General features: G+C 65.1%; 20 protein-coding genes. 9 read left to right on the plus strand and 11 right to left on the minus strand.

The window, feature by feature from the left end:
- Positions 1-41: 41 nt before the first annotated feature.
- Genes pgl through tkt form a run of 5 tightly spaced genes read right to left on the minus strand, consistent with a single transcriptional unit; the run spans position 42 to position 6,470 of the window.
- Positions 42-785, minus strand: a complete 744-nt coding sequence (gene pgl / locus CH285_RS14140) for a 6-phosphogluconolactonase (RefSeq protein WP_027497010.1) — start codon at positions 783-785, stop codon at positions 42-44.
- Positions 778-1,686, minus strand: coding sequence for a glucose-6-phosphate dehydrogenase assembly protein OpcA (gene opcA, locus CH285_RS14145; RefSeq protein WP_027497011.1), 909 nt, complete (start codon positions 1,684-1,686; stop codon positions 778-780). Before opcA ends, pgl begins: the two co-directional genes overlap by 8 nt.
- A complete protein-coding gene (zwf, locus tag CH285_RS14150) occupies positions 1,683-3,239 on the minus strand; it encodes a glucose-6-phosphate dehydrogenase (protein WP_027497012.1) in 1,557 nt (518 codons plus the stop codon). Before zwf ends, opcA begins: the two co-directional genes overlap by 4 nt.
- A gap of 3 nt (positions 3,240-3,242) precedes the next feature.
- Positions 3,243-4,367 (minus strand): transaldolase, encoded by a 1,125-nt coding sequence (tal, locus tag CH285_RS14155; RefSeq protein ID WP_027497013.1) that lies wholly within the window; start codon positions 4,365-4,367, stop codon positions 3,243-3,245.
- A gap of 3 nt (positions 4,368-4,370) precedes the next feature.
- The gene (tkt, locus tag CH285_RS14160) at positions 4,371-6,470 is read right to left on the minus strand and encodes a transketolase (RefSeq protein ID WP_094643183.1); all 2,100 of its coding nucleotides are present in this window, start codon (positions 6,468-6,470) and stop codon (positions 4,371-4,373) included.
- Between the two features lie 444 nt (positions 6,471-6,914).
- Between tkt and CH285_RS14165 the strand changes: the two genes are divergently transcribed.
- Positions 6,915-7,919 carry a heme o synthase gene (locus CH285_RS14165; RefSeq protein ID WP_027497015.1) on the plus strand — a complete coding sequence of 335 codons (1,005 nt, stop codon included), beginning with the start codon at positions 6,915-6,917 and terminating at the stop codon, positions 7,917-7,919.
- Between the two features lie 28 nt (positions 7,920-7,947).
- On the opposite strand, the gene CH285_RS14170 is transcribed toward CH285_RS14165, so the two are convergent.
- A complete protein-coding gene (locus tag CH285_RS14170) occupies positions 7,948-8,913 on the minus strand; it encodes a quinone oxidoreductase family protein (protein ID WP_094643184.1) in 966 nt (321 codons plus the stop codon).
- A gap of 135 nt (positions 8,914-9,048) precedes the next feature.
- On the opposite strand from CH285_RS14170, the gene CH285_RS14175 reads away from it, so the two are divergent.
- Positions 9,049-9,423 carry a hypothetical protein gene (locus tag CH285_RS14175; protein WP_027497017.1) on the plus strand — a complete coding sequence of 125 codons (375 nt, stop codon included), beginning with the start codon at positions 9,049-9,051 and terminating at the stop codon, positions 9,421-9,423.
- A gap of 188 nt (positions 9,424-9,611) precedes the next feature.
- On the opposite strand, the gene CH285_RS14180 is transcribed toward CH285_RS14175, so the two are convergent.
- The 4 genes from CH285_RS14180 to mptB all read right to left on the minus strand — a co-directional run bounded on the left by CH285_RS14180 (position 9,612) and on the right by mptB (position 14,080).
- On the minus strand, positions 9,612-10,616 hold the full coding sequence (locus tag CH285_RS14180) for a COX15/CtaA family protein (protein ID WP_094622132.1): 1,005 nt from the start codon (positions 10,614-10,616) through the stop codon (positions 9,612-9,614).
- Between the two features lie 67 nt (positions 10,617-10,683).
- Positions 10,684-11,484: an ABC transporter permease gene (locus CH285_RS14185; RefSeq protein ID WP_032387335.1), complete on the minus strand. Its 801-nt coding sequence runs from the start codon at positions 11,482-11,484 to the stop codon at positions 10,684-10,686.
- Entirely contained in the window at positions 11,481-12,425 is a 945-nt protein-coding gene (locus CH285_RS14190) for an ABC transporter ATP-binding protein (protein WP_032365765.1), read from the minus strand. The genes CH285_RS14185 and CH285_RS14190 overlap by 4 nt, the downstream gene beginning before the upstream one ends.
- The gene (mptB, locus tag CH285_RS14195; protein ID WP_230073640.1) at positions 12,422-14,080 is read right to left on the minus strand and encodes a polyprenol phosphomannose-dependent alpha 1,6 mannosyltransferase MptB; all 1,659 of its coding nucleotides are present in this window, start codon (positions 14,078-14,080) and stop codon (positions 12,422-12,424) included. The genes CH285_RS14190 and mptB overlap by 4 nt, the downstream gene beginning before the upstream one ends.
- A gap of 172 nt (positions 14,081-14,252) precedes the next feature.
- On the opposite strand from mptB, the gene CH285_RS14200 reads away from it, so the two are divergent.
- Genes CH285_RS14200 through CH285_RS14230 form a run of 7 tightly spaced genes read left to right on the plus strand, consistent with a single transcriptional unit; the run spans position 14,253 to position 20,821 of the window.
- On the plus strand, positions 14,253-15,179 hold the full coding sequence (locus tag CH285_RS14200; RefSeq protein WP_371828012.1) for a helix-turn-helix transcriptional regulator: 927 nt from the start codon (positions 14,253-14,255) through the stop codon (positions 15,177-15,179).
- Positions 15,176-16,621, plus strand: coding sequence for a Fe-S cluster assembly protein SufB (gene sufB / locus CH285_RS14205; protein WP_027497021.1), 1,446 nt, complete (start codon positions 15,176-15,178; stop codon positions 16,619-16,621). The genes CH285_RS14200 and sufB overlap by 4 nt, the downstream gene beginning before the upstream one ends.
- A gap of 24 nt (positions 16,622-16,645) precedes the next feature.
- Complete coding sequence (sufD, locus tag CH285_RS14210; protein ID WP_094643254.1) at positions 16,646-17,836, plus strand: Fe-S cluster assembly protein SufD; 1,191 nt, start codon at positions 16,646-16,648, stop codon at positions 17,834-17,836.
- A 39-nt stretch (positions 17,837-17,875) separates the two neighbouring features.
- A complete protein-coding gene (gene sufC / locus CH285_RS14215) occupies positions 17,876-18,652 on the plus strand; it encodes a Fe-S cluster assembly ATPase SufC (RefSeq protein WP_027497023.1) in 777 nt (258 codons plus the stop codon).
- A 2-nt stretch (positions 18,653-18,654) separates the two neighbouring features.
- A complete protein-coding gene (locus CH285_RS14220) occupies positions 18,655-19,947 on the plus strand; it encodes a cysteine desulfurase (protein WP_094643186.1) in 1,293 nt (430 codons plus the stop codon).
- On the plus strand, positions 19,947-20,444 hold the full coding sequence (sufU, locus tag CH285_RS14225) for a Fe-S cluster assembly sulfur transfer protein SufU (protein ID WP_027497025.1): 498 nt from the start codon (positions 19,947-19,949) through the stop codon (positions 20,442-20,444). The genes CH285_RS14220 and sufU overlap by 1 nt, the downstream gene beginning before the upstream one ends.
- Positions 20,441-20,821, plus strand: coding sequence for a metal-sulfur cluster assembly factor (locus CH285_RS14230; RefSeq protein WP_027497026.1), 381 nt, complete (start codon positions 20,441-20,443; stop codon positions 20,819-20,821). Before sufU ends, CH285_RS14230 begins: the two co-directional genes overlap by 4 nt.
- A 21-nt stretch (positions 20,822-20,842) precedes the next feature.
- Here the strand turns inward: CH285_RS14230 and ku are convergent, their stop codons facing one another.
- Entirely contained in the window at positions 20,843-21,814 is a 972-nt protein-coding gene (gene ku, locus CH285_RS14235; RefSeq protein WP_027497027.1) for a non-homologous end joining protein Ku, read from the minus strand.
- Positions 21,815-21,824 lie beyond the last annotated feature (10 nt).

Below are 21,824 nucleotides of genomic sequence, written 5' to 3' on the forward strand. Positions count from 1 at the left end.
GACGCCGCAGTACGTCTGCTGTCAGCTGTGGCTCGAGCCGATCACCGGTCCAGCTGTGAGGCCGCTGCCTCGTCGACGAACCAGACCGTCGATTCCGCGCCGATGGCACCGGCCGACGGCCAGTCGTCGGACGCTGCTCCGCCGACGGCGGCGGCAACGGCCTCGGCCTTCCCTGCACCGGACACCAGCAACCACACGTGCTTCGCCCTCCGGACGGCGGGCAGGGTGAGTGTGATGCGTACCGGCGGCGGCTTGGGGGAGTCCTCGACGGCCACGACGAAGCGATGCTGTTCGCGCACCGCGTCGGTGTGCGGGAAGAGCGAGTTGATGTGGCCCTCGCCGCCCATACCCAACAGGTGGATGTCGAAGTCGGGGCATTGACCGTCGTCGGCCCGTGAGTGCAGCGTCTGTGCGTACGCCGCCGCAGCCGTTTCCGGGTCGGAGCCGTAGGCACCGTCCGACGTCGCCATCGTGAACAGTCGATCCGGGTGCACGTCCACGTGCTTCAGCAGCGCGTCCGATGCCTGGACCTCGTTGCGCTCGGGGTCGCCCGAGGGCAGAAAGCGCTCGTCACCGAAGTAGATATCCACCCGCGACCAGTCGATGGCCCCGGAATCCGCGCGCAATGCCTCGAGGAGGGCGATTCCTGTCCCGCCTCCGGTCAACACCACCGACGCGACACCGCGCTCGGCCTGCGCCGCGACGACAACGTCGACGAAGCGAGTGCGGGCGGCATCGACCAGCCCTTGTGCGTCGAGGTATCGGAGGACCGACTGATTACTCATAGCTCACTTTCGACAGACCGTGGAGGGCGAGTTCGTAGATTTCGTCCGTGTCGAGCCGCCGCAGTTCCTCGGCCAGGCACTCGCGGGTGTTGCGACGTGCCAGAGCAACCTGAGCGTCGGGCTGACCGGTACGCCGCAGTGTGGCGGTTTTTCCAGTCTGCGGACGGGTCAGCGAAATACTGCTGTTCTCCCTGGTCAGCTCGACCTTGAGCTCGCCGGCTCGCCGGTAGACCGGCACGTCGAGCTTCGCCGCCAACCAGCCGGCCAGAATGTCGAGTGCAGGCTCCTCTGCCAGTCCCGACACGGTGGCCGAGGTGACGGCCTCGAACGGTGCCTGATCGAGGGCAGTCGCCAGCAGGCCGCGCCAGTAGGTGATTCGGCTCCACGACAGATCCGTATCACCCTCGGTGTAGCTGCTCAGCCGTCCCTTGATCGCTGCGGTGGTATCCGACGAATTGGTGGCGTCGGTGATCCGCCTGATCGCCAACCGGCCCAGTGGATCCTTCGCCGGTACCGTCGGTGCCTCGTCCGGCCACCAGGCGACGATCGGCGTATCCGGCAGCAGGAACGGAATGACGACGCTGTGTTCGTGATCGGCGAGCTCGCCGTTCAGTCGTAGTACGACGACCTCGGACGCGCCGGCGTCTCCACCGACGCGGATCTGGGCGTCGAGACTCGACTCGGCGGACCGATCACCGTGGATGAGGACGATGACGCGACAGGGATGTTCCCGGCTCGCCTCGTTCGCGGCATCGATCGCCCGTTCGGCCTTGCTCGCATCACGGCTGGCGACGATCAAGGTCAGCACACGGCCGATGGTGACCGCGCCACCTGCTTCACGAACCTCGACGAGCTTCTTGCCGACCTCGGCCGTCGTGGTGGCGGGAATGTCGACAATCACGGCCTTCTCCATTCGCGTCCGGTGCGGTGCATCATCTCGTCACCCGAGGACGGACCCCAGGTGCCGGCCTCGTACGGTTCGGCGGTGCCGCCCGAGGCCCAGTACTCGAGAATCGGGTCGAGAATCTTCCACGACAGTTCCACTTCGGCGTTGACCGGGAACAGTGAGGGCTCACCCAGGAGTACGTCGAGTATCAGTCGCTCGTACGCCTCCGGAGATGACTCGGTGAACGCCTGGCCGTAGCTGAAGTCCATGCTGACGTCGCGCACCTGCATGCTGGACCCGGGAACTTTGGAACCGAAGCGCATCGTGACGCCCTCGTCCGGCTGGACTCGAATGACCAGTGCGTTCTGCCCCAGTTCCTCGGTCATGGTGGCGTCGAACGGCAGATGGGGGGCACGCTTGAACACCATTGCGATCTCGGTGACTCTGCGGCCCAACGCCTTTCCCGTACGCAGATAGAACGGAACTCCACCCCAGCGCCGAGTGTCGACCTCGAGGGTGATGGCGGCGTAGGTTTCGGTGTTCGACTCGGAGTCGAACCCCTCTTCCTCCTTGAGCCCCTTCACTTTCTGGCTGCCCTGCCACCCGGCGGAGTACTGCCCGCGGGCGGACGTGCGATCGAGCGGCTCGGCGAGCTTGGTCGCCGAGAGCACCTTGATCTTCTCGGACTGCAGCTCGGTGGGGTTGAAACTCACCGGCTCCTCCATCGCAGTGATCGCGAGCAACTGGAGGAGATGGTTCTGAATGACGTCGCGGGCTGCCCCGATTCCGTCGTAATAGCCTGCGCGGCCACCCAATCCGATGTCCTCGGCCATCGTGATCTGCACGTGGTCCACATAGTGCGCGTTCCAGATCGGATCGAACAACTGGTTGGCGAAGCGCAGCGCGAGAATGTTCTGCACCGTCTCCTTGCCCAGGTAGTGATCGATCCGAAAGACGGTGTCCTCGGGGAACACTCGGTTCACGATCGCGTTGAGCTCCTTGGCGCTCTGCAAATCGTGACCGAACGGCTTCTCGATGACGACGCGTCGCCAGTTGCCGTCCTGCGCCTGGGCCAGTCCGGAGCGTGAAAGTTGTTGCAGTACAACAGGGAACGCGCCGGGTGGGATCGAGAGGTAGAAGGCATGGTTGCCGCCGGTGCCGCGGGTGGTGTCCAGCTCGGTGAGAGTCCGCGACAACTCGTCGAACGCGGCATCGTCGTCGAACGAACCCTGAACGAACCGGAAGCCCTCGGCAAGGGTGTTCCACACCTCTTCGCTGAACGGAGTTCGAGCATGATCGCGTACCGAGTCGTGCACGATCTTCTCGAAATCCTGGTTCTGCCACTCACGGCGAGCGAAGCCGACCAGGGCGAAACCGGGGGGTAGGAGCCCCCGGTTCGCCAGGTCGTACACCGCAGGCATGAGCTTCTTACGCGCGAGGTCACCGGTCACCCCGAAGATGACCATGCTGCACGGCCCGGCGATGCGGGGGAGCCGCTTGTCTCGCGCGTCGCGAAGTGGATTACGCCAGTCCGCGGAATTCAGGTTTTCTGTGTCTGCGGTGGGCACAGGTCAGCTCTTCTGACCTGCTTGGCGGAGCTGCTCCTCGGTAGCTTCGAGCAGCTCGTTCCACGCAGCCTCGAACTTCTGGACGCCCTCGTTCTCCAACGTCAGGAAGACGTCGGTGAGGTCGATTCCCAGGGCGGAGATGCGGTCGAAGATCTCCTGCGACTCCGGTCCCTTACCCGAGACGGTGTCGCCGACGATCTCGCCGTGGTCTGCGACCGCGTCCATGGTCTTCTCCGGCATCGTGTTCACGGTGTTCGGAGAGACGAGCTCGGTGACGTACATGGTGTCCGGGTAGGCATCGGACTTGACGCCCGTCGAAGCCCACAGTGGCCGCTGCGGACGTGCACCGTTGCCCGCGAGTTCGCGGAACCGAGGAGCCACCTCGAAGACCTGCTGGTACGCCACGTACGCGAGGCGCGCATTGGCCAGCGCGGCCTTGCCCTTGAGGGCCTCGGCGTCGGGGGTGCCGATGGCGTCCAGGCGGGAGTCGATCTCGCTGTCCACGCGGGACACGAAGAACGACGCCACGGAATGGATCTTGTCGAGGTCGTGACCGGCGGCGCGGGCGGCCTCGAGACCCTCGAGGTACGCGTTCATGACCAGCTCGTAGCGCTCGACGGAGAAGATCAGGGTCACGTTGACGCTGATTCCCTCACCGATCACCTTGGCAATGGCGGGGATGCCTTCTTCGGTTGCCGGAATCTTGATGAGGAGATTCGGACGGTCGACGATCTTCCAGAGTTCGACGGCCTGCTCGTACGTCTTGTCCGCGTCGTGCGCCATGCGGGGGTCGACCTCGATCGACACGCGTCCGTCGACGCCCGCGCTGGCCTCGTACTGCGGTACGAGGATGTCGCACGCCTCACGGACGTCGTCGGTGGTGACGGTGCGAATCGTGGTCTCGACATCGGCACCTTCGCCGGCGAGCTTGGTGACCTGCTCGTCGTAAGCATCGCCCTTGCTCAATGCGGCCTGGAAGATCGACGGGTTGGTCGTCACGCCGACGACGCTCTTGGTGTCGATCAGGTCCTTGAGGTTGCCCGACCGAATGCGGTCGCGGGACAGGTCGTCCAGCCAGACCGAAATTCCGGCGGCGGACAGCTCGGCAAGGTTTTTGTTCTGGGTCATGAGTTATCCCTTCACGTTGGTGATGGAGCGCTGCGCGGCAGCGACGACGGCGTCGGCCGTGAAGCCGAACTCGCGGAAAAGTGTTGCCGCATCGGCAGATTCGCCGTAGTGCTCGAGCGAGATGATCTCGCCGAAACCGCCGACGATCTTCCACCACGGCATCGCGATGCCGGCCTCGATGGACACCCGCGCCTTGACGGTAGGCGGAATGACCTGGTCGCGGTAGTTCTGGTCCTGGCTCTCGAACCACTCGACACACGGCATCGACACCACGCGTGCCGCGATGCCCTGCGCCTCGAGCAGCTTCTGGGCCTCCACCGCGTACTGCAGTTCGGAACCGGTGCCGATCAGGACGACGTCGGGAGCGGCCTTGGAGGACTCGGAGAGGATGTAGCCACCCTTCGAGACGCCCTCGAAGCTGGTGCCTTCCAGGATCGGGATGCCCTGACGCGTCAGCGCCAGGCCGACGGGCCCGCTGCTGCTCGACCTGGCGAGCACCGACTGCCAGGCGTAGGCCGTCTCGTTGGCGTCACCGGGGCGTACGACAGACAGGTTGGGAATTGCACGCAGGGCCGCGAGGTGCTCGACCGGCTGGTGCGTCGGGCCGTCCTCGCCGAGGCCGATGGAGTCGTGGGTCCATACGTAGATGGGATCGATGTCCATCAGCGACGCCAGGCGAACCGACGGCCGCATGTAGTCGCTGAACTGCATGAACGTTCCGCCGTACGCGCGGGTCGGACCGTGCATGACGATGCCCGACAGGATCGCACCCATGGCGTGCTCGCGGATACCGAAGTGCAGCGTGCGGCCGTAGGGCTCGGCGTCCCAGTCGTCGGTGGAGATCGATGTGGGGCCGAAGGACTTCGCACCCTTGATCGTGGTGTTGTTGCTGCCTGCGAGGTCGGCCGAGCCGCCCCACAGTTCCGGAAGAACGGGCCCGACGGCGTTGAGGACCTCGCCCGACGCCGCACGCGTGGCGACGGCCTTGCTGCCGGGCTCCCACGTGGGCAGCACGTCGGTCCAGTTCTCGGGCAGCGTGCCCTGCTGAAGACGGTCGAGCAACTGCTTGCGCTCGGGCTCACGGGCCGCCCAGGCCTCGAACTGCGTCATCCATTCGGTGTGCGCGGCGCGGCCACGTTCCTGGAGCTTGCGAGTGTGGCCGATGACCTCGTCGCTGACCTCGAATGTCTTGGCCGGGTCGAAGTCCAGGGCCTGCTTGACCTTCGCGACCTCTTCGTCGCCCAGAGCGGCACCGTGGACGGCACCGGTGTTCATCATCGTCGGAGCCGGGAACCCGATGATGGTCCGCAGCACGATGATCGACGGCTTGTCGGTGACGGCCTTGGCGGCCTCGATGGCGTCCTCGATCGCGGTGACGTTCTCGCCGCCCTCGACGACCTGTACGTGCCACCCGTAGGCCTCGTACCGCGCGGCGGTGTTCTCGGACAGGGCGATGTCGGTCGAGTGCTCGATCGAGATCTTGTTGTCGTCGTAGAACAGGATCAGGTTGCCGAGCTGCTGGGTGCCTGCGAGCGACGACGCCTCGGACGTGACGCCTTCTTCGATGTCGCCGTCGGAGGCGATCACGTAGATGAAGTGATCGAACGGGCTCTCGCCGAGCGCAGGTTCGGGATCGAACAGTCCGCGTTCACGGCGCGATGCCATTGCCATTCCCACAGCGGATGCCAGTCCCTGACCGAGAGGGCCGGTGGTGATCTCGACGCCGTCGGTGTGGCGGAACTCGGGGTGCCCCGGGGTCTTGGACTTGTAGGTCCGCAGTGCTTCGATGTCTGCGAGCTCGAGACCGAAACCGCCCAAGTAGAGCTGCAGGTACAGGGTGAGGCTCGAGTGACCGCACGACAGCACGAACCGGTCGCGGCCGATCCAGTGGGTGTCGGTGGGATCGTGGCGCATGGTGCGCTGGAAGAGGGTGTACGCGAGGGGAGCCAAGCTCATCGCGGTTCCGGGGTGGCCGTTGCCGACCTTCTGCACTGCGTCCGCTGCCAGGACACGAACGGTGTCGACCGCCCGGGTGTCCAGGTCCGTCCAGTCGCTGGGGTGGTGCGCCGTGGTGAGGACGTCAATATCGTCTGTGATCGACACGAGCAGAAATCTCCTGACATTCGTTCGAGTTGTGGCTCCGAGGATTCGTCGCTCGGCGGTAACTGCACAGCGCCTGCGTGAGGCGCGAACGTAGTCGATGCCGAAGGACGTCCCCCACCAGCCTAGTTCCGACCGACGCTACTGTCGTGCCTTCCCCCGTCGGAGCACGAACGTGTGTGGCGTCGCCGCATCGTTCTTCGGTTTGGGTGCCCTGCGAATTGGACGTGCAAACCCAGCCGTCTACCATCGTCTGTAGTAGGCGCATGCTCGACGGCTCCCGGGGGCAATTTCCGAACCGGGACCATCCGCGTGCGCGTCGGTGGCCGAGGTCCTCGTGAGGCGGTTCTCCCAGGATCGGTCGGCCGCCAGGAACGAACCCGCGTGCCCGACGGCGCGTGGCAAGTGGCCGAGCGCCAGAGAACGACAGTCGTGCGAGGAGACGCAGTGCGAATTGGGCAGCAGCCGGGCGGACACGGTTTCGCCGGCGGCCCCGGATTCGGAGCAGACGACCAGGGCGACACCGAACACGCCGCGCCGGCGTCGGCGCCGCGCAGAGCGTGGGCTCTCTTCCTGGCCTATGTCGCGCTGACGAAGCCTCGGGTCATCGAACTACTTCTCGTCACGACCATTCCCGCGATGCTGCTGGCAGATCGCGGTCACGTGGACCCGTGGCTGATTCTCACCACACTGTTCGGTGGAATGCTGGCCGCGGCGAGCGCGAACACCTTGAACATGGTGGTCGACGCAGACATCGACAAGGTGATGAAGCGCACCGAGAAGCGGCCGTTGGCCCGCGGCGCGATGCCCGTGTCGCACGCACTGGTGTTCGGTCTCGTCCTCGGGGTGTTCTCGTTCTTCTGGCTCTGGGCGACGACCAACCTCCTCAGCGGCGTGCTGGCCGTCGTCACGATCTGCTTCTACATCTTCGTCTACACCCTGGTGCTCAAGCGCCGAACTTCGCAGAACGTGGTGTGGGGCGGTGCCGCCGGCTGCATGCCGGTCATGATCGGCTGGTCCGCCGTCACCGGCACGATCGGCTGGCAGGCGCTGGTGATGTTCCTCGTCATCTTCCTGTGGACACCGCCGCACACGTGGGCCTTGATGCTTCGCTACAAGGAGGACTACCAGGCGGCCAACGTCCCGATGCTTCCTGCCGTCGCGTCGGAGACCAAGGTCACCAAGCACATCGTGCTCTACGCGTGGGCCACGGTTGCTGCGACGTTGGCACTGGCCCCGGGCTCCGGCGTCGTCTACGCGGTGATCGCGGTGGCATCGGGAATCTGGTTCCTCGTCGTGGCGCATCGCCTGTACGCAGGCGTGCGGGCTGGAACGCCGGTCAAGCCTCTCAAACTGTTCATCCTGTCCAACGAATACCTGGCGCTGGTGTTCTGCGGCCTCGCCGTCGACTCTGTCCTCGGCTGGCAGACGCTCGCCCAGCTGGTCTCCTGAGCGAGCGCCTCCTCACATCTGCACCCGATCAGGGGACGAGAACGATCGAACCGGTCGTCTTACGTCCTTCCAGGTCCATATGTGCCTGCGCGACATCTTCGAGCGCGTAGCGAGCGCCGACCTCGACCGTCAGAGCGCCGCTCGACAACGCCTCGAACACATCGCCCGCACGCCATTCGAGCTCGGCCCGGTCCCGTATGTGATGCGCCAGCGTGGGTCTGGTCAGAAACACCGATCCGGCCCCGTTGAGCCGTTGTGGGTCGAACGGCGGTACCGGTCCGCTCGCAGCACCGAACAGGGCCAGCGTGCCTCTGATGCGCAGCGACGCCAGACTGGCCTCGAACGTGTCGGCTCCGACACCGTCGTAGACGGCATGGACGCCCTCGCCGCCGGTGAGCTCGCGAACCTGGGCCGCAATGTCGTCGTCGTACCGCAGTACGTGGGCGGCACCGGCCTGGGCCGACCGCTCTGCTTTGGCATCGGTGGACACCGTCGTGATGACCTGTACGCCCTTTCCGACCGCCATCTGGGTCAGCAGTAGTCCGACGCCTCCCGCGCCCGCGTGCACGAGGACCGTTTCGCCGCTGCGCGCCGGGTAGGTGGACTCGATCAGGTAGTGCGCAGTCATACCCTGGAGCAGCGCCGACGCCGCCTGATCGGCCGGAACGCCGTCGGGAACGGATATGGCGGACGAGGCGTCCACGACGACGAACTCGGCATAGCTACCCGGCGCGGCCGCCCAGGCGATGCGGTCCCCAGGAGCGAACGCGGTGACGTCAGGGCCGGCCTCGTGGACAACTCCGGAACCCTCGTCGCCGGGGATGTAGGGCAGGGACCGTGGATACAGGCCGCGGCGGAAGTAGGTGTCGATGTAGTTGATCCCGATGGCGTCGACGCGCACGAGAACCTGCCCCGGTCCGGGCTCGGGAATGGGCACGTCCACGACGACCATGACCTCGGGTCCGCCGGTGTTGTCTACTCGAATGGCACGCATATTTCTGTTCTACACGGGAGCGATGTGAGTTCGAGAGCGGACGCACGCTTCCACGACGGGTGCGACAAGTTACCGATCAGTAGCGATTCGGCGGGCCGATGCCGCCACGGTGGACGACCTCGGTATCGTGTCTGCATGGCTACCGAAATCGACAGTGCGGGCAACGAGAAGGACACGTCCAACGAGGTTCCGAAGGGAACTCTCGCGGCTGTGAAGGCTTTTCTCGCCGATCACGGCAACTCGGCAAGTGTGGTGATCCAACCCATCGGTCGGGCCGGAACCCGGCTCACGCTGGTCGGCGCAGACGGAGTGCTCGGAGACCAGGTGGTTCCGTCCACAGCGGTCGCACACGCGATAGTCGCCAGGTTCGACGAACTGACCGAGGCGGAGTGGGACCGCGAGCTGGTCAGTTCGGTCAATCCGGCACCGGGCCATTACGAGAAGATGGCCGGCTGGGTCGCTCGGCAGAAGAAGTTCCCCAAGGCCCGCAACCAGGCCATCGTCGGGTAGGACGAGAGCCGCAAAGTTTTTTCGACTCGACGGGAACCGTCTCGCGGTCCGATGCGTCGAAATCAGTGGAGGGGCAGTCGGCCATCTGAGGGGGAGGTCGGCTGCCCCTCCACTGCGATTCGAAACTGCTGTGCTCGGACACGCGCGTGTCGGCCTGCTGAGGCCCGGCACCCGAAGACCGCCGGGCCTCAGGACGCTGCGGCGACCCTGTCCACGTCGGCTTCCCGATCGGCAACCGCAGGACCGCGTGTTCTGCACGATGCCCACAGCGCAGCCGTGGCAGCCGTGCAGGCACCGGCACCGGCAACGTGGAACGCGACGAGTACTGCGGGAACGCCCGTGAAGTACTGCACCAGGCCGATCAGGGACTGGGCCAGCACGATCGCCACCAGAACGTGAAGCCGCTGCTTGACGGCAGTCGGCGCTCCGACCGCGTACAGGGCGAAACCGAGCCCGACGAGCAGCGCGAGATACCCGACCAGGAATTGCGAGTGGGCGTGCACCAGCGTGACGATCTCGATGCCCAGGCGCGGTACCGGCTCGTCGATGCTCTTGTCGCCGGCGTGCGGGCCGGCACCGGTCACCATCGTCCCGGCGATCAGTACGCCGGTCAGCGCGACGCCGGACAGGGCAGTGAGCCCGCGTAGCGCGGCGGGGACGGTGGGCAGCGACTTCGGCGCGGCGTCGGTTTCACCCACCTTGACGAACAGCAGGGTAGCCAGCCAGACCATTGCCATCGACACCACGAGGTGAATGGCCACTGTCCACCACAGCAGGCCGGTCAGCACGGTGACGCCACCGATGACGGCCTGCACGACGGTTCCCAGCGGCATGAACCACGCGAAGAGCAACACCTCGCGCCGCCGGGCCGCGCGAGTGACAGCGAGAACGACCGCCGCAGCGGCGATGACCACCACGAAGGTGAGCAGTCGATTGCCGAACTCGACTGCCTGATGCAGCACCGGAACCTCGGATACTCCGACCGGCGTGAAGCTTCCGGGGAAGCACTGTGGCCAGGTGGGGCACCCGAGCCCGGAGCCGGTCACTCGAACCACCGCACCGGTGACGGCTATGCCGCCCTGGGTGAGGATGGCGATGAACGCCAGCACCCGCTGTACCCGCAGCGAGGGCAGGGGCAGATAGGCCACGAGGCGCAGGAACACGCCGTAGAGCTTCCGTAGGAGGTAGGGCACTCCACGATGGTAAACGCCGATCAACTACACAGCGTCGTTGGGTAGAGCGACCGGCGGAAAGCCTCGCTCAGGTGAATTTGAAGGTTCGGACCGCGAGAGTGCCGCAGACCGCAGCCCAGACGAGCAGCACGGCGATCCCGAAGAGGTCGAACGACGAGGCCACACCGCGGTTGAGCGCCTCGCCGAGTGCGCCGGACGGGACGATCCGTGCGACGTTCTGCAGGCCCTGCGGAATCTGGTCGTCGACGAACACCGCGCTGCCGATCCCGAGCATCACGAACCAGGCGACGTTGGCCAACGCCAACACGATCTCCGCCCGCAGTGTGCCGCCGAGCAGCAACCCCATCGAGGCGAACGTCACCGTTCCCAAAGCGATGACGACCGCCCCGAGCAGCAGGCCGGCCGCACTCGGTCGCCAGCCGAGGGCGACGCCGATCGAGCCCAGCAGAACCGACTGCATGATAACCACGATCACGACGGCTATAGACTTGCCGCCGATGATTCCCCACCGTGGGAGGGGCGTGGCACCGAGTCTCTTGAGGGCGCCGTAGCGACGATCGAACCCGACGGCAATCGCCTGTCCGGTGAATGCCGTCGACATGATGGCCACCATCATCACCGCCGGCACGACCCGCGCGACGCGGTCGTCGCCGAGCTCACCGAACGGCAGCAGGGTGAGTCCGATCAACAGCGTGATCGGAATGAACATCGTCAACAGCAGCTGCTCACCGTTGCGCAGCAACAACTTCAGCTCGAGACGCGACTGCGCGAACAGCATCCGAGCGGCCGACGCCGGCTGTGGGCGCGGCGCGAACAGTCCTGTCTCGAAACGGTTGTCGGCGAGCCGGGCTTCTCTGCGCACCGTCACATCCTCAATTCTCTGCCGGTCAGTTCGAGGAAGACGTCCTCGAGCCGCCGCTGATCGACCTGCAACTCCGTCGCCAACACGTTCTGCTGTGCGCACCAGGAGGTGACGACCACCAGGATCTGCGGTTCGATCACTCCGGTGACGACGTACGACCCCGGTGACGTCTCCGACGGTACGTAACCGGAGGGCAGGGCCGCGTCGAGCAGGGACAGATCGAGACCGGGGGGAGCGGAGAAGCGCAACTGTCCCTCGGCTCCCTGCTTGGTGAGCTCGGACGGGGATCCGGAGGCGACGACGCGACCGTTGTCGATGATGGTCAACCGATCCGCCAGCTGCTCGGCCTCGTCCATCAGATGTGTGGTCAGTAGAACGCCGACGCCGTCCCGTCGAAGTGCGTCGATCAATTCCCACACCAGCAGTCGGGCCTGGGCGTCGAGTCCGGCTGTCGGTTCGTCGAGAAACACCAACTCGGGGCGGCCGACGATGGCACAGGCCAACGCCAGTCGCTGCTGCTGGCCACCGGACAACCGTCGATAGGGTGTGCGGACCGCCGAGGTCAGGCCCAGACAGTCGAGCAGCCACGTCGTGTCGAGAGGGTCGGCCGAGTACGAGGCGACGAGCTCGAGCATTTCGCCCGCCTTGGACCCCGGGTAGGCACCGCCGCCCTGCAGCATGACGCCGATGCGGGGTCGGAGCTGGGCGGACTCGGCGATGGGGTCGAGGCCGAGGATTCTGACCGTGCCGCTGTCGGGTACGACGAAGCCTTCGCACATCTCGACGGTGGTGGTCTTTCCGGCACCGTTCGGGCCGAGCAGCGCGAGAACTTCACCCGCACCGATGCTCAGGCTCAGTCCGTCGACGGCGGTGGTGCCGTCGTAGGACTTGCGCACGTCGGTCAACTGCACGACAGGTTGCGCCGCATTCGAAGTCCCGGAGATCACGAGGACTCAGCGTATTCGTCGGTGTGCCGCTCGGGTGCCGGTGGTCCGCTGCGCGTGGGCCACGGCAGCCGGTTCCGTGTCAGCAGATACAACACGACGATGGTCAGGATGGTCATCACTGCGGCCTGCACGATCTGGAACGGCTGGTATTCGCTGCCGTTCGGCATGAGGATCACGCTGACCAAGGACGAGAAGGCAATGGCGGGACGCCGGAAGGACGGAGTGGTGGCCCATGCTGCCAGCGGGATCACCGCCCACAGCAGGTACCAGGGCTGGACTACCGGGAACAGCAGAACCACTGCTCCCAGCGCCACCCCCAGCGCTCCCACCGAGTGCAGTCGGCCCCTCAGAACAGCGACCAGCATGCGGATGACGATGACGCCGGCGACGACGGCTGCGATCGGCCGAGTGAGACTCAACACAGCGGTGGTGTGATCGCCGAGGCCGAGCAGCACGCCGACGAATCCGGTAGCCAGGCCGAGAATCGTGGGAATCGACATCCAGCTGCGCACCACCCCCGCGGTACCCAGAGTGTGGATCCAACCGAATCCGAGTCCGCTACCCAGGCTCACGGCGACTTGGACGGCAACGGCGATCGTGCCGAGCAGCAGCGCAGCGTAGACGACCGATCTCAGAGTGCCGCCCCACCGTCTCGACAGCGCCATGCCGACGAACCCCAGCGCTATCAGCGACGGGATCTTGATCGTCGACGAGAGTGCGATCACACCCGCTCCGCCGATGAGGAACGCGATATCGGTGCTGCGCAACGCACCCGGGCGCTCGATCGCACGCAGCGCCAGTTCGGTACCCGCGAGCATGAGCCCGATCATCAGGGCCTCGTTGTGAATTCCGGCGACCAGGTGGAACAGCAACAGCGGGTTCGCTGCACCGAGCCACAGTGCCGTGACCGACGCGACCCCGCAGCGGCGTGCGAGACGCGGCAGCGCCCAGACGATCAGCGCGACTCCCGCCAAGGCGAGCAGTCGGTGCAGGAAGATGCCGGCGACGATGTTCTCGCCGGTCAAGTACGTGATCCCGCGCCCCATCCACAGGAACAGCGGACCGTAGGGTGCCGGAGTCTCTCGCCAGATGTTGGGCACCGTCCGGGTCAGGACGTTGTCGGCCCCCAGTGCATCCACGGGGCCGATCTCGTAGGGGTCGAGACCGCGGGCCGTGATCTCGCTCTGGGCCAGGTAGGAGTAGACGTCGCGCGAGAACATAGGCGGTGCGACGCTCAGCGGCAGGATCCACAGCAGCAGAGTCCGGTCCATCTGCGATCGGGACAGGCGGCGGGGAGTCGCGCCCGATCGCGTCCGCCCCAGCGCGAACCTGCCGAGCAGTAGCCACGCGAGGACCACGACGACGGTTCCCGTCATGGTCACGGTCAGAGCCGACGTGGCCATGCGCGACGGCAGGCTCAGTAACCGGACGCCCGCGATCGGGTTCTGCAGTACCGGCTGCGCACCCGCGCCGAGCGCGCCGATCGCCATCAGCAGCGCGCCCGCGGCTCCGAAACGGCGAATGTTGCGTAGTTGAACGGTCTCGGCGGGATCGAGACCGGGTGCCTCCGGCTCGTCGCCGTGCAACGTGGCGACACCGGCACCCGGTGGGGTCGGTTCCAGGCCGAACACGCGCCGAGCAGGGGTGAGAATCATCCTGTGCAGCAGCGTGCCGCGCGCGGATTCGGGGTTCTCGGGATCGGGGGACGAGCTGGCACCGGTCGCGGAAGGCGAGTTCTCGGAACTCTGCTCACTCTCGGTCGATGGCACAGTGGGAGCGTAGCTGTGTGCAATAGCGCGATTCACCCGGTCCTCCGGACTCCGCGGCCTGCGTCGCTCGGCTCGGATTCACCTGAGGGATAGGGCACCCTTGCTGGACCAGGTGAAACAATTCCGTCACACTGGTGTTGTGAAAACAACCGAGAGCTCGCTCGTGCGTCCGGAAAGCGTCGATCCATCGACCGCCGGAGCAGGCGCGTCGTCGGTGCGACCGGCATCGGCCCCCGAGGGGCAGACGCGGGGCGCAGTGGTCACCCTACTGCTCGAAGAGGGCCCCATCACCGCGTCCGATATCGGCACTCGCCTTGGATTGAGCGCGGCCGGTGTCCGGCGCCACCTCGATGCGCTCATCGATGCAGGCGAGGCCAGGATCACCACCCCGGCCGGAGCACGTCAGCGTGGACGCGGGCGACCGGCCAAGCATTTCCAGCTCACCGCAGCCGGCCGCAATCGGCTGGGCCACACCTACGACGATCTGGCCGGAGCCGCCATGCGGCAGCTGCGCAAGATCGGTGGCAACGACGCCATCGAGACGTTCGCGCGGCAACGCGTCAACACCATCGTTGCCGACGTCGAACCCGCGACCGGTTCCGACGCACATGCCGTGGAAACGGCGGCGGGAAGAATTGCTGACGCGTTCAGTGCGGCGGGATTCTCGGCCACCACGCGGCAAGTCGGCAACGGAGTGCAGATCTGCCAACACCATTGCCCGGTGTCGCACGTCGCAGCAGAGTTTCCCGAACTGTGCGAGGCCGAACAAGCAGCGTTCGCCGAGATTCTCGGCACGCATGTGCAGCGTCTTGCCACCATTGCGAACGGCAACTGCGCCTGCACCACACACGTACCGCTCACCTCGACGCGATCGAGGAGCGGTCGATCCGATACCGACGTATCGACAGATAGTTCACACAAGATGACGTCCGACACGCAGCCCCGTGTCGGAGAACGCACACGCCTCCGGAAGGAGCCCGCATGACCGTCACACCAGACCAGGTGACACCCGCCGCGCCGCTGACTCAGGACGAGACCATCGCATCGCTCGGCACCTACGGATACGGCTGGGCCGATTCCGACGTGGCCGGCGCGAGCGCCAAGCGCGGCTTGTCCGAGGCTGTCGTCCGTGACATCTCGGCCAAGAAGAGCGAGCCCGAGTGGATGCTCGAAGCCCGTCTGAAGGCGCTCAAGACCTTCGACCGCAAGCCCATGCCCAACTGGGGTTCCGACCTGGACGGCATCGACTTCGACAACATCAAGTACTTCGTGCGATCTAGCGAGAAGCAGGCCGCTACGTGGGACGATCTGCCCGAGGACATCAAGAACACGTACGACAAGCTCGGCATCCCCGAAGCCGAGAAGCAGCGCCTGGTCTCCGGTGTCGCAGCTCAGTACGAGTCCGAGGTCGTCTACCACTCGATCCGTGAGGACCTCGAGGCGCAGGGTGTGTTGTTCCTCGACACCGACACCGCACTCAAGGAGCAGCCGGAGCTGTTCCGCGAGTACTTCGGCACCGTCATTCCGGCAGGCGACAACAAGTTCTCTGCGTTGAACACCGCAGTGTGGTCCGGTGGATCGTTCATCTACATCCCGCCGGGCGTGCACGTCGACATCCCGCTGCAGGCCTACTTTCGGATCAACACCGAGAACATGGGCCAGTTCGAGCGCACGCTGATCATCGTCGACGAGGGTGCCTACGTGCACTACGTCGAGGGCTGCACCGCGCCGATCTACAAGTCCGATTCGCTGCACTCCGCCGTGGTCGAGATCATCGTCAAGAAGGGTGGTCGTTGCCGGTACACGACCATTCAGAACTGGTCGAACAACGTCTACAACCTGGTCACCAAGCGCGCCAAGGCAGAAGCAGGCGCAACGATGGAGTGGGTCGACGGCAACATCGGCTCCAAGGTCACCATGAAGTACCCGGCTGTGTGGATGACCGGCGAATACGCCAAGGGCGAGGTTCTCTCGGTCGCGTTCGCAGGGCCCGATCAGCACCAGGACACCGGTTCCAAGATGCTGCACCTGGCACCGCACACGTCGTCGAACATCGTCAGCAAGTCCGTCGCCCGTGGCGGTGGACGGACGTCCTACCGCGGTCTGATCCAGATCAACAAGGGCGCGCACGGCTCGCGTTCGACGGTCAAGTGCGACGCCCTACTGGTCGACACGATCAGTCGGTCCGACACCTACCCGTACGTCGACATCCGTGAGGACGACGTGTCGATGGGTCACGAGGCCACTGTCTCGAAGGTCAGCGACGATCAGTTGTTCTACCTGATGAGCCGTGGCATGACCGAGGACGAAGCGATGGCCATGGTCGTCCGCGGATTCGTCGAGCCCATTGCTCGCGAACTGCCGATGGAGTACGCGCTCGAGCTCAACCGGCTCATCGAGTTGCAGATGGAAGGGTCGGTCGGATAAGTGAACAACCCCCTCACCGGAGTCATGGGTGCCGTGGCATCCGAGAACCCCGATTCCGCCAAGGAAGACAAGTCGAAGCTCGTCGCCAACAAGGGCGCTCAGTTCACGTCGTACGACGTGAACGCGTTCGAGGTGCCGTCGGGCCGCGACGAACTGTGGCGCTTCACGCCGCTGCGTCGTCTTCGCGGCCTGCACGACGGTTCGGCAGTCGCCGACGGGACCGCTCAGGTCACCGTCGGGGCTGCGGACCAGGTGGTCGTGGAGACCGTGGGACGTGACGACGATCGACTCGGGAAGGCCGGCGTGCCTGCCGATCGGATTGCCGCACAGGCATATTCGGCCTTCACCGAGGCCACGATCGTCAGTGTTCCCAACGAGGTCGAGGTAGCGGAGCCGATCGAGATCACGATCGACGGACCGGGCGTCGACCACGTCGCCTACGGACACGTGCAGATTTGCCTCGGCACGTTCGCTCGCGCCACCGTGGTGATCGATCAGCGCGGCAGCGGCACGTACGCCGAGAACGTCGAGTTCGTGCTGGGTGACAGCTCGCAGTTGCACGTCGTGCTGATCCAGGACTGGCAGTCGGACGCGGTGCACGTGGCCGCCCACCACGCCCTGCTCGGACGTGACTCGGTGTTGCGCCACTACAACGTCAGCCTCGGCGGCGACTTGGTGCGCATCAGCCCGACCGTGCGCTACAGCGCGCCCGGCGGTGACGCGAACATGCTCGGTGTGTACTTCGCCGACGCCGGTCAACACCTCGAGCAGCGACTGCTCGTCGACCATTCGGCTCCGCATTGCAAGTCGAACGTGATGTACAAGGGCGCGCTTCAGGGCGAAACCGGACCCGGCACCGTCGACGCACACACCGTATGGATCGGCGACGTTCTCATTCGCGCCGAGGCCGAGGGCACCGAGACGTACGAACTGAACCGAAATCTCGTGCTCACCGACGGCGCTCGCGCCGATTCGGTACCGAACCTGGAAATCGAAACCGGCGAGATCGTCGGAGCAGGGCACGCCAGTGCTACCGGCCGATTCGACGACGAGCAGCTGTTCTACCTACGTGCTCGCGGCATCTCGGAGGAGGTGGCCCGCCGACTGGTCGTCCGCGGCTTCTTCCACGAAATCATCGACAAGATTCCGGTCCCCGCCGTACGCGAGCGTCTCGATGCTGCCATCGAGACCGAGCTCGCCGTCGTCGGCGCGTAGGCCCAACCGAACCTTTCTCGACTGCACAAAGGAACTTTGATGTCCACACTCGAAATCCGCGATCTGCACGTCAGCGTCGCCAACACCGACTCGTCCGCCGAGCCGATCGACATCCTCAAAGGTGTCGATCTGACCGTGAAGTCCGGCGAGACGCACGCGATCATGGGACCCAACGGCTCCGGCAAGTCCACCTTGTCGTACGCCATTGCCGGCCACCCGAAGTACACCGTCACCTCCGGCACCATCACCCTCGACGGTGAAGACGTGCTCGAGATGAGCGTCGACGAGCGCGCCCGCGCAGGTCTGTTCCTGGCGATGCAGTACCCGGTGGAGGTGCCCGGAGTGTCGATGTCGAACTTCCTGCGCACCGCCGCCACCGCCGTGCGCGGCGAAGCCCCCAAGCTGCGGCACTGGGTCAAGGAAGCAAAGACCGCGATGAGCGAGCTCGAAATCGAGGCGAACTTCCTCGAGCGCAACGTCAACGAGGGTTTCTCCGGCGGCGAGAAGAAGCGTCACGAGATCCTGCAGCTGGGACTGCTCAAGCCGAAGATCGCCATTCTCGACGAGACCGATTCCGGCCTCGACGTCGACGCTTTGCGAGTGGTGTCCGAGGGCGTGAACAAGTACAAGGAGCGTGAAGACGGGGGAGTGCTGCTGATCACGCACTACACCCGCATTCTTCGCTACATCAAGCCCGACTTCGTGCACGTCTTCGTCAACGGTGAGATCGTCAAGTCCGGCGGTGCCGAGCTGGCCGACGAGCTCGAGGCCAACGGCTACGCCGGCTACACGCAGGCCGCGACCACCGGAGCATGAGTATGGCTGCACCGGCAGCTGTGGCGGTAGCGACATCGTTCGATGTCGCTACCGTTCGCCGCGATTTTCCTATCCTCTCGCGCACCGTCCGCGACGGAAAGCCGTTGGTGTATCTGGATTCCGGCGCAACCTCGCAGCGGCCGGTGCAGGTACTCGACGCCGAACGCGAGTTCCTCACCACCTGTAACGCGGCGGTGCACCGCGGGGCGCATCAGCTGGCCGAGGAAGCCACCGACGCGTACGAGGGAGCCAGGGCGGATATCGCCGCGTTCGTCGGTGCAGACGTCGACGAGATCGTCTTCACCAAGAACGCAACCGAGTCGCTCAACCTCGTGACGTACGTGTTGGCCGATCAGCGCTTCGATCGTCATCTCGGACCCGGTGACGAGATCGTCGTCACCGAACTCGAACACCACGCCAATCTCGTTCCGTGGCAAGAGCTTGCGGCCCGTACCGGCGCAACTCTGCGGTGGTACGGAGTGACCGACGACGGTCGAATCGACCTCGACTCGCTGGAATGGTCGTCCGCGGTGAAGGTCGTCGCGTTCACCCACCAGTCGAACGTGACCGGTGCCGTCGCTCCCGTCGAGGAGTTGGTGCGTCGCGCCCGAGCTGTCGGCGCGCTCGTCGTTCTCGACGCGTGCCAATCCGTGCCCCATATGAAGGTCGATTTCCACGACCTCGATGTCGACTACGCAGCGTTCTCCGGCCACAAGATGCTGGGACCCTCGGGTGTCGGAGTGTTGTACGGCAAGGCCGCGCTGCTCGATGCGATGCCGCCGTTCATCACCGGCGGATCGATGATCGAAACGGTCACGATGGAGAAGACGACGTTCGCGCCTCCGCCGCAACGCTTCGAGGCCGGTGTGCCCATGACGTCGCAGGTCATCGGGCTCGGTGCCGCCGTGCGGTACCTCGACAACATCGGTATCGACGCCGTGGCAGCTCACGAAAAGACCTTGGTCGCAGCGACTCTCGCCGAGTTCGCAAAGATCGACGGCGTTAGAGTCATCGGTCCGACGGAGAACGTCGATCGAGGTTCGGCAGTGTCGTTCGTCGTCGACGGTATCCACGCACACGACCTGGGGCAGATTCTCGACGACGAAGGCGTCGCCATTCGCGTCGGTCATCATTGCGCGTGGCCACTGCATCGGCGCTTCGGAGTGGCAGCGACCGCGCGGGCGTCTTTCGCGTTGTACAACACGGTCGAGGAAGTGCAGGTGCTCGCGAACGCGATTCGTCGCGCGCAATCGTTCTTCGGCACCGACCGCAATGGTGAGGAGGGACACGCCTGATGCGAATGGAACAGATGTACCAGGAAGTGATCCTCGATCACTACAAGCATCCGCACGGTCGTGGACTGCGCGAGCCGTTCGGTGCGGAGGTGCACCACGTCAATCCCACCTGCGGCGACGAGGTGACTCTGCGGGTTCACGTCGACAACGGCACCGTTGCGGACGTCTCGTACGACGGCCAGGGTTGCTCGATCAGCCAAGCCGCCACGTCGGTGCTGACCGATCAGGTGGTCGGCTTGTCAGTTCAGGACGCCCTGAAGACCGTGGATTCGTTCAGCGAGATGGTCGGCAGCAGAGGTACCGTCGAGGGAGACGAAGACGTCATCGGCGACGGCATTGCGTTCGCCGGTGTGGCCAAGTACCCGGCTCGCGTGAAATGCGCCTTGCTGGGTTGGATGGCTTTCAAGGATGCGGTTGTTCAAGTAGTGGACGCAGATACGACAGCTACGACGGGCGAGACCGCCCAGTCGGCACTTTCCGGAGGACAGCAATCATGACCGACGCAACAGAGACCACACCGGCTGTGACGACGACGCCGGTGGAACTCACCGCCGACGAGATCAAGGTGCTCGAGGACCTCGAAGAAGCGATGCGCGACGTCGTCGACCCCGAGCTGGGAATCAATGTCGTCGATCTCGGTTTGGTCTACGACATCAAGATCGACGCCGAGGACATCGTCACCGTCGACATGACACTGACATCGGCGGCCTGCCCGTTGACGGACGTCATCGAGGATCAGGCCCGTGGTGCGCTCGTGCGCAGTGGGCTCGCCGCCGACCTCAAGATCAACTGGGTCTGGATGCCGCCGTGGGGACCGGACAAGATCACCGACGACGGACGCGAGCAGCTTCGGGCCCTCGGCTTCACCGTCTGACGGTCCGGTCCGGCTGCCCCGTCACGCACCCTTCGCTTCGTCGGTCGACGGGGCAGCCTTCTTCGCTGCGGCCTTCTTGGCCGGAGCCTTCTTTGCCGGGGTCTTCCGCGCAGTGGTCTTCTTGGCAGCGGCCTTCTTGGCCGGTGTTTTCGACGACGAAGATTTCGAAGATGATGTTGTCGACGAATCGGACCCCGACTTAGCGTTCTTTCCCGCGGCCTCGACGCTGCGCTGGAGGGCGGCGACCAGATCCACGACCTCCGCGTCCTCGCCGTCGTCCTGTGACTCGGCCTCGGTGTGGATGACCTTCTCGCCACCGTTCGCCAGTGTCTCGTCGATCAGTTTGCGCAGTTCGATCTGGTAGTCGTCGGTGTACTCCGTCGGATCGAATTCCGAGGACATGCTCTCGACGAGCGACGTCGCCATCTTCACTTCTTGCGGGCGCGCCGACGGGGCGTCGTCGAGCGACGGGAATTCTGCGGCTCGTACCTCGTCCGGCCACAGCAGAGTCTGGATGACCAGCACGTTGTCACGGACCCTCAAGGCGGCCAGCCGCGTCTTCTGTCGCAGCGTGAAATGGACCAGCGCGGTGCGTTCGGTTTCTTCCAGCGTCTCTCGCAGCAGTACGTACGCCTTGGGCGACGACGAGTCGGGCTCCAGGAAGTAACTCTTGTCGTAGAGGATCGGATCGATCTGCTCGGTCGGAACGAATTCGAGAACGGGGATCTCGTGCTTCTCGGCAGCGGGGAGTTTGTCGAAGTCGTCGTCGGTGAGGATCACGCGCTCGCCGTCGGGCGAGTCGTACGCCTTGTCGATGTCGGCGAACTGGACCGATTTTCCGCATTCCTGGCAGATGCGGTCGTACTTGATTCGTCCGCCGTCCTTTGCGTGCACTTGATGAAACCGGATGTCGTGTTGCTCGGTGGCCGAGTAGACCTTCACCGGAACGTTGACGAGTCCGAAGGCGATCGAGCCTTTCCAAATGCTGCGCATGTGTTCATGA

The sequence above is a fragment of the Rhodococcus sp. 05-2256-B1 genome (assembly GCF_002258465.1).
GTDB lineage: Bacteria > Actinomycetota > Actinomycetes > Mycobacteriales > Mycobacteriaceae > Rhodococcoides > Rhodococcoides fascians.

Bases quoted from the DNA above. Each gene is read 5' to 3' on its own strand.
- tal (WP_027497013.1), bottom strand. From the start codon at position 4,367: ATGACCCAGAACAAAAACCTTGCCGAGCTGTCCGCCGCCGGAATTTCG.
- CH285_RS14230 (WP_027497026.1), top strand. From the start codon at position 20,441: ATGACCGACGCAACAGAGACCACACCGGCTGTGACGACGACGCCGGTG.
- sufC (WP_027497023.1), top strand. From the start codon at position 17,876: ATGTCCACACTCGAAATCCGCGATCTGCACGTCAGCGTCGCCAACACC.
- sufB (WP_027497021.1), top strand. From the start codon at position 15,176: ATGACCGTCACACCAGACCAGGTGACACCCGCCGCGCCGCTGACTCAG.
- CH285_RS14220 (WP_094643186.1), top strand. From the start codon at position 18,655: ATGGCTGCACCGGCAGCTGTGGCGGTAGCGACATCGTTCGATGTCGCT.
- CH285_RS14170 (WP_094643184.1), bottom strand. From the start codon at position 8,913: ATGCGTGCCATTCGAGTAGACAACACCGGCGGACCCGAGGTCATGGTC.
- sufD (WP_094643254.1), top strand. From the start codon at position 16,646: ATGGGTGCCGTGGCATCCGAGAACCCCGATTCCGCCAAGGAAGACAAG.
- mptB (WP_230073640.1), bottom strand. From the start codon at position 14,080: ATGATTCTCACCCCTGCTCGGCGCGTGTTCGGCCTGGAACCGACCCCA.
- CH285_RS14175 (WP_027497017.1), top strand. From the start codon at position 9,049: ATGGCTACCGAAATCGACAGTGCGGGCAACGAGAAGGACACGTCCAAC.
- sufU (WP_027497025.1), top strand. From the start codon at position 19,947: ATGCGAATGGAACAGATGTACCAGGAAGTGATCCTCGATCACTACAAG.
- pgl (WP_027497010.1), bottom strand. From the start codon at position 785: ATGAGTAATCAGTCGGTCCTCCGATACCTCGACGCACAAGGGCTGGTC.
- ku (WP_027497027.1), bottom strand. From the start codon at position 21,814: ATGCGCAGCATTTGGAAAGGCTCGATCGCCTTCGGACTCGTCAACGTT.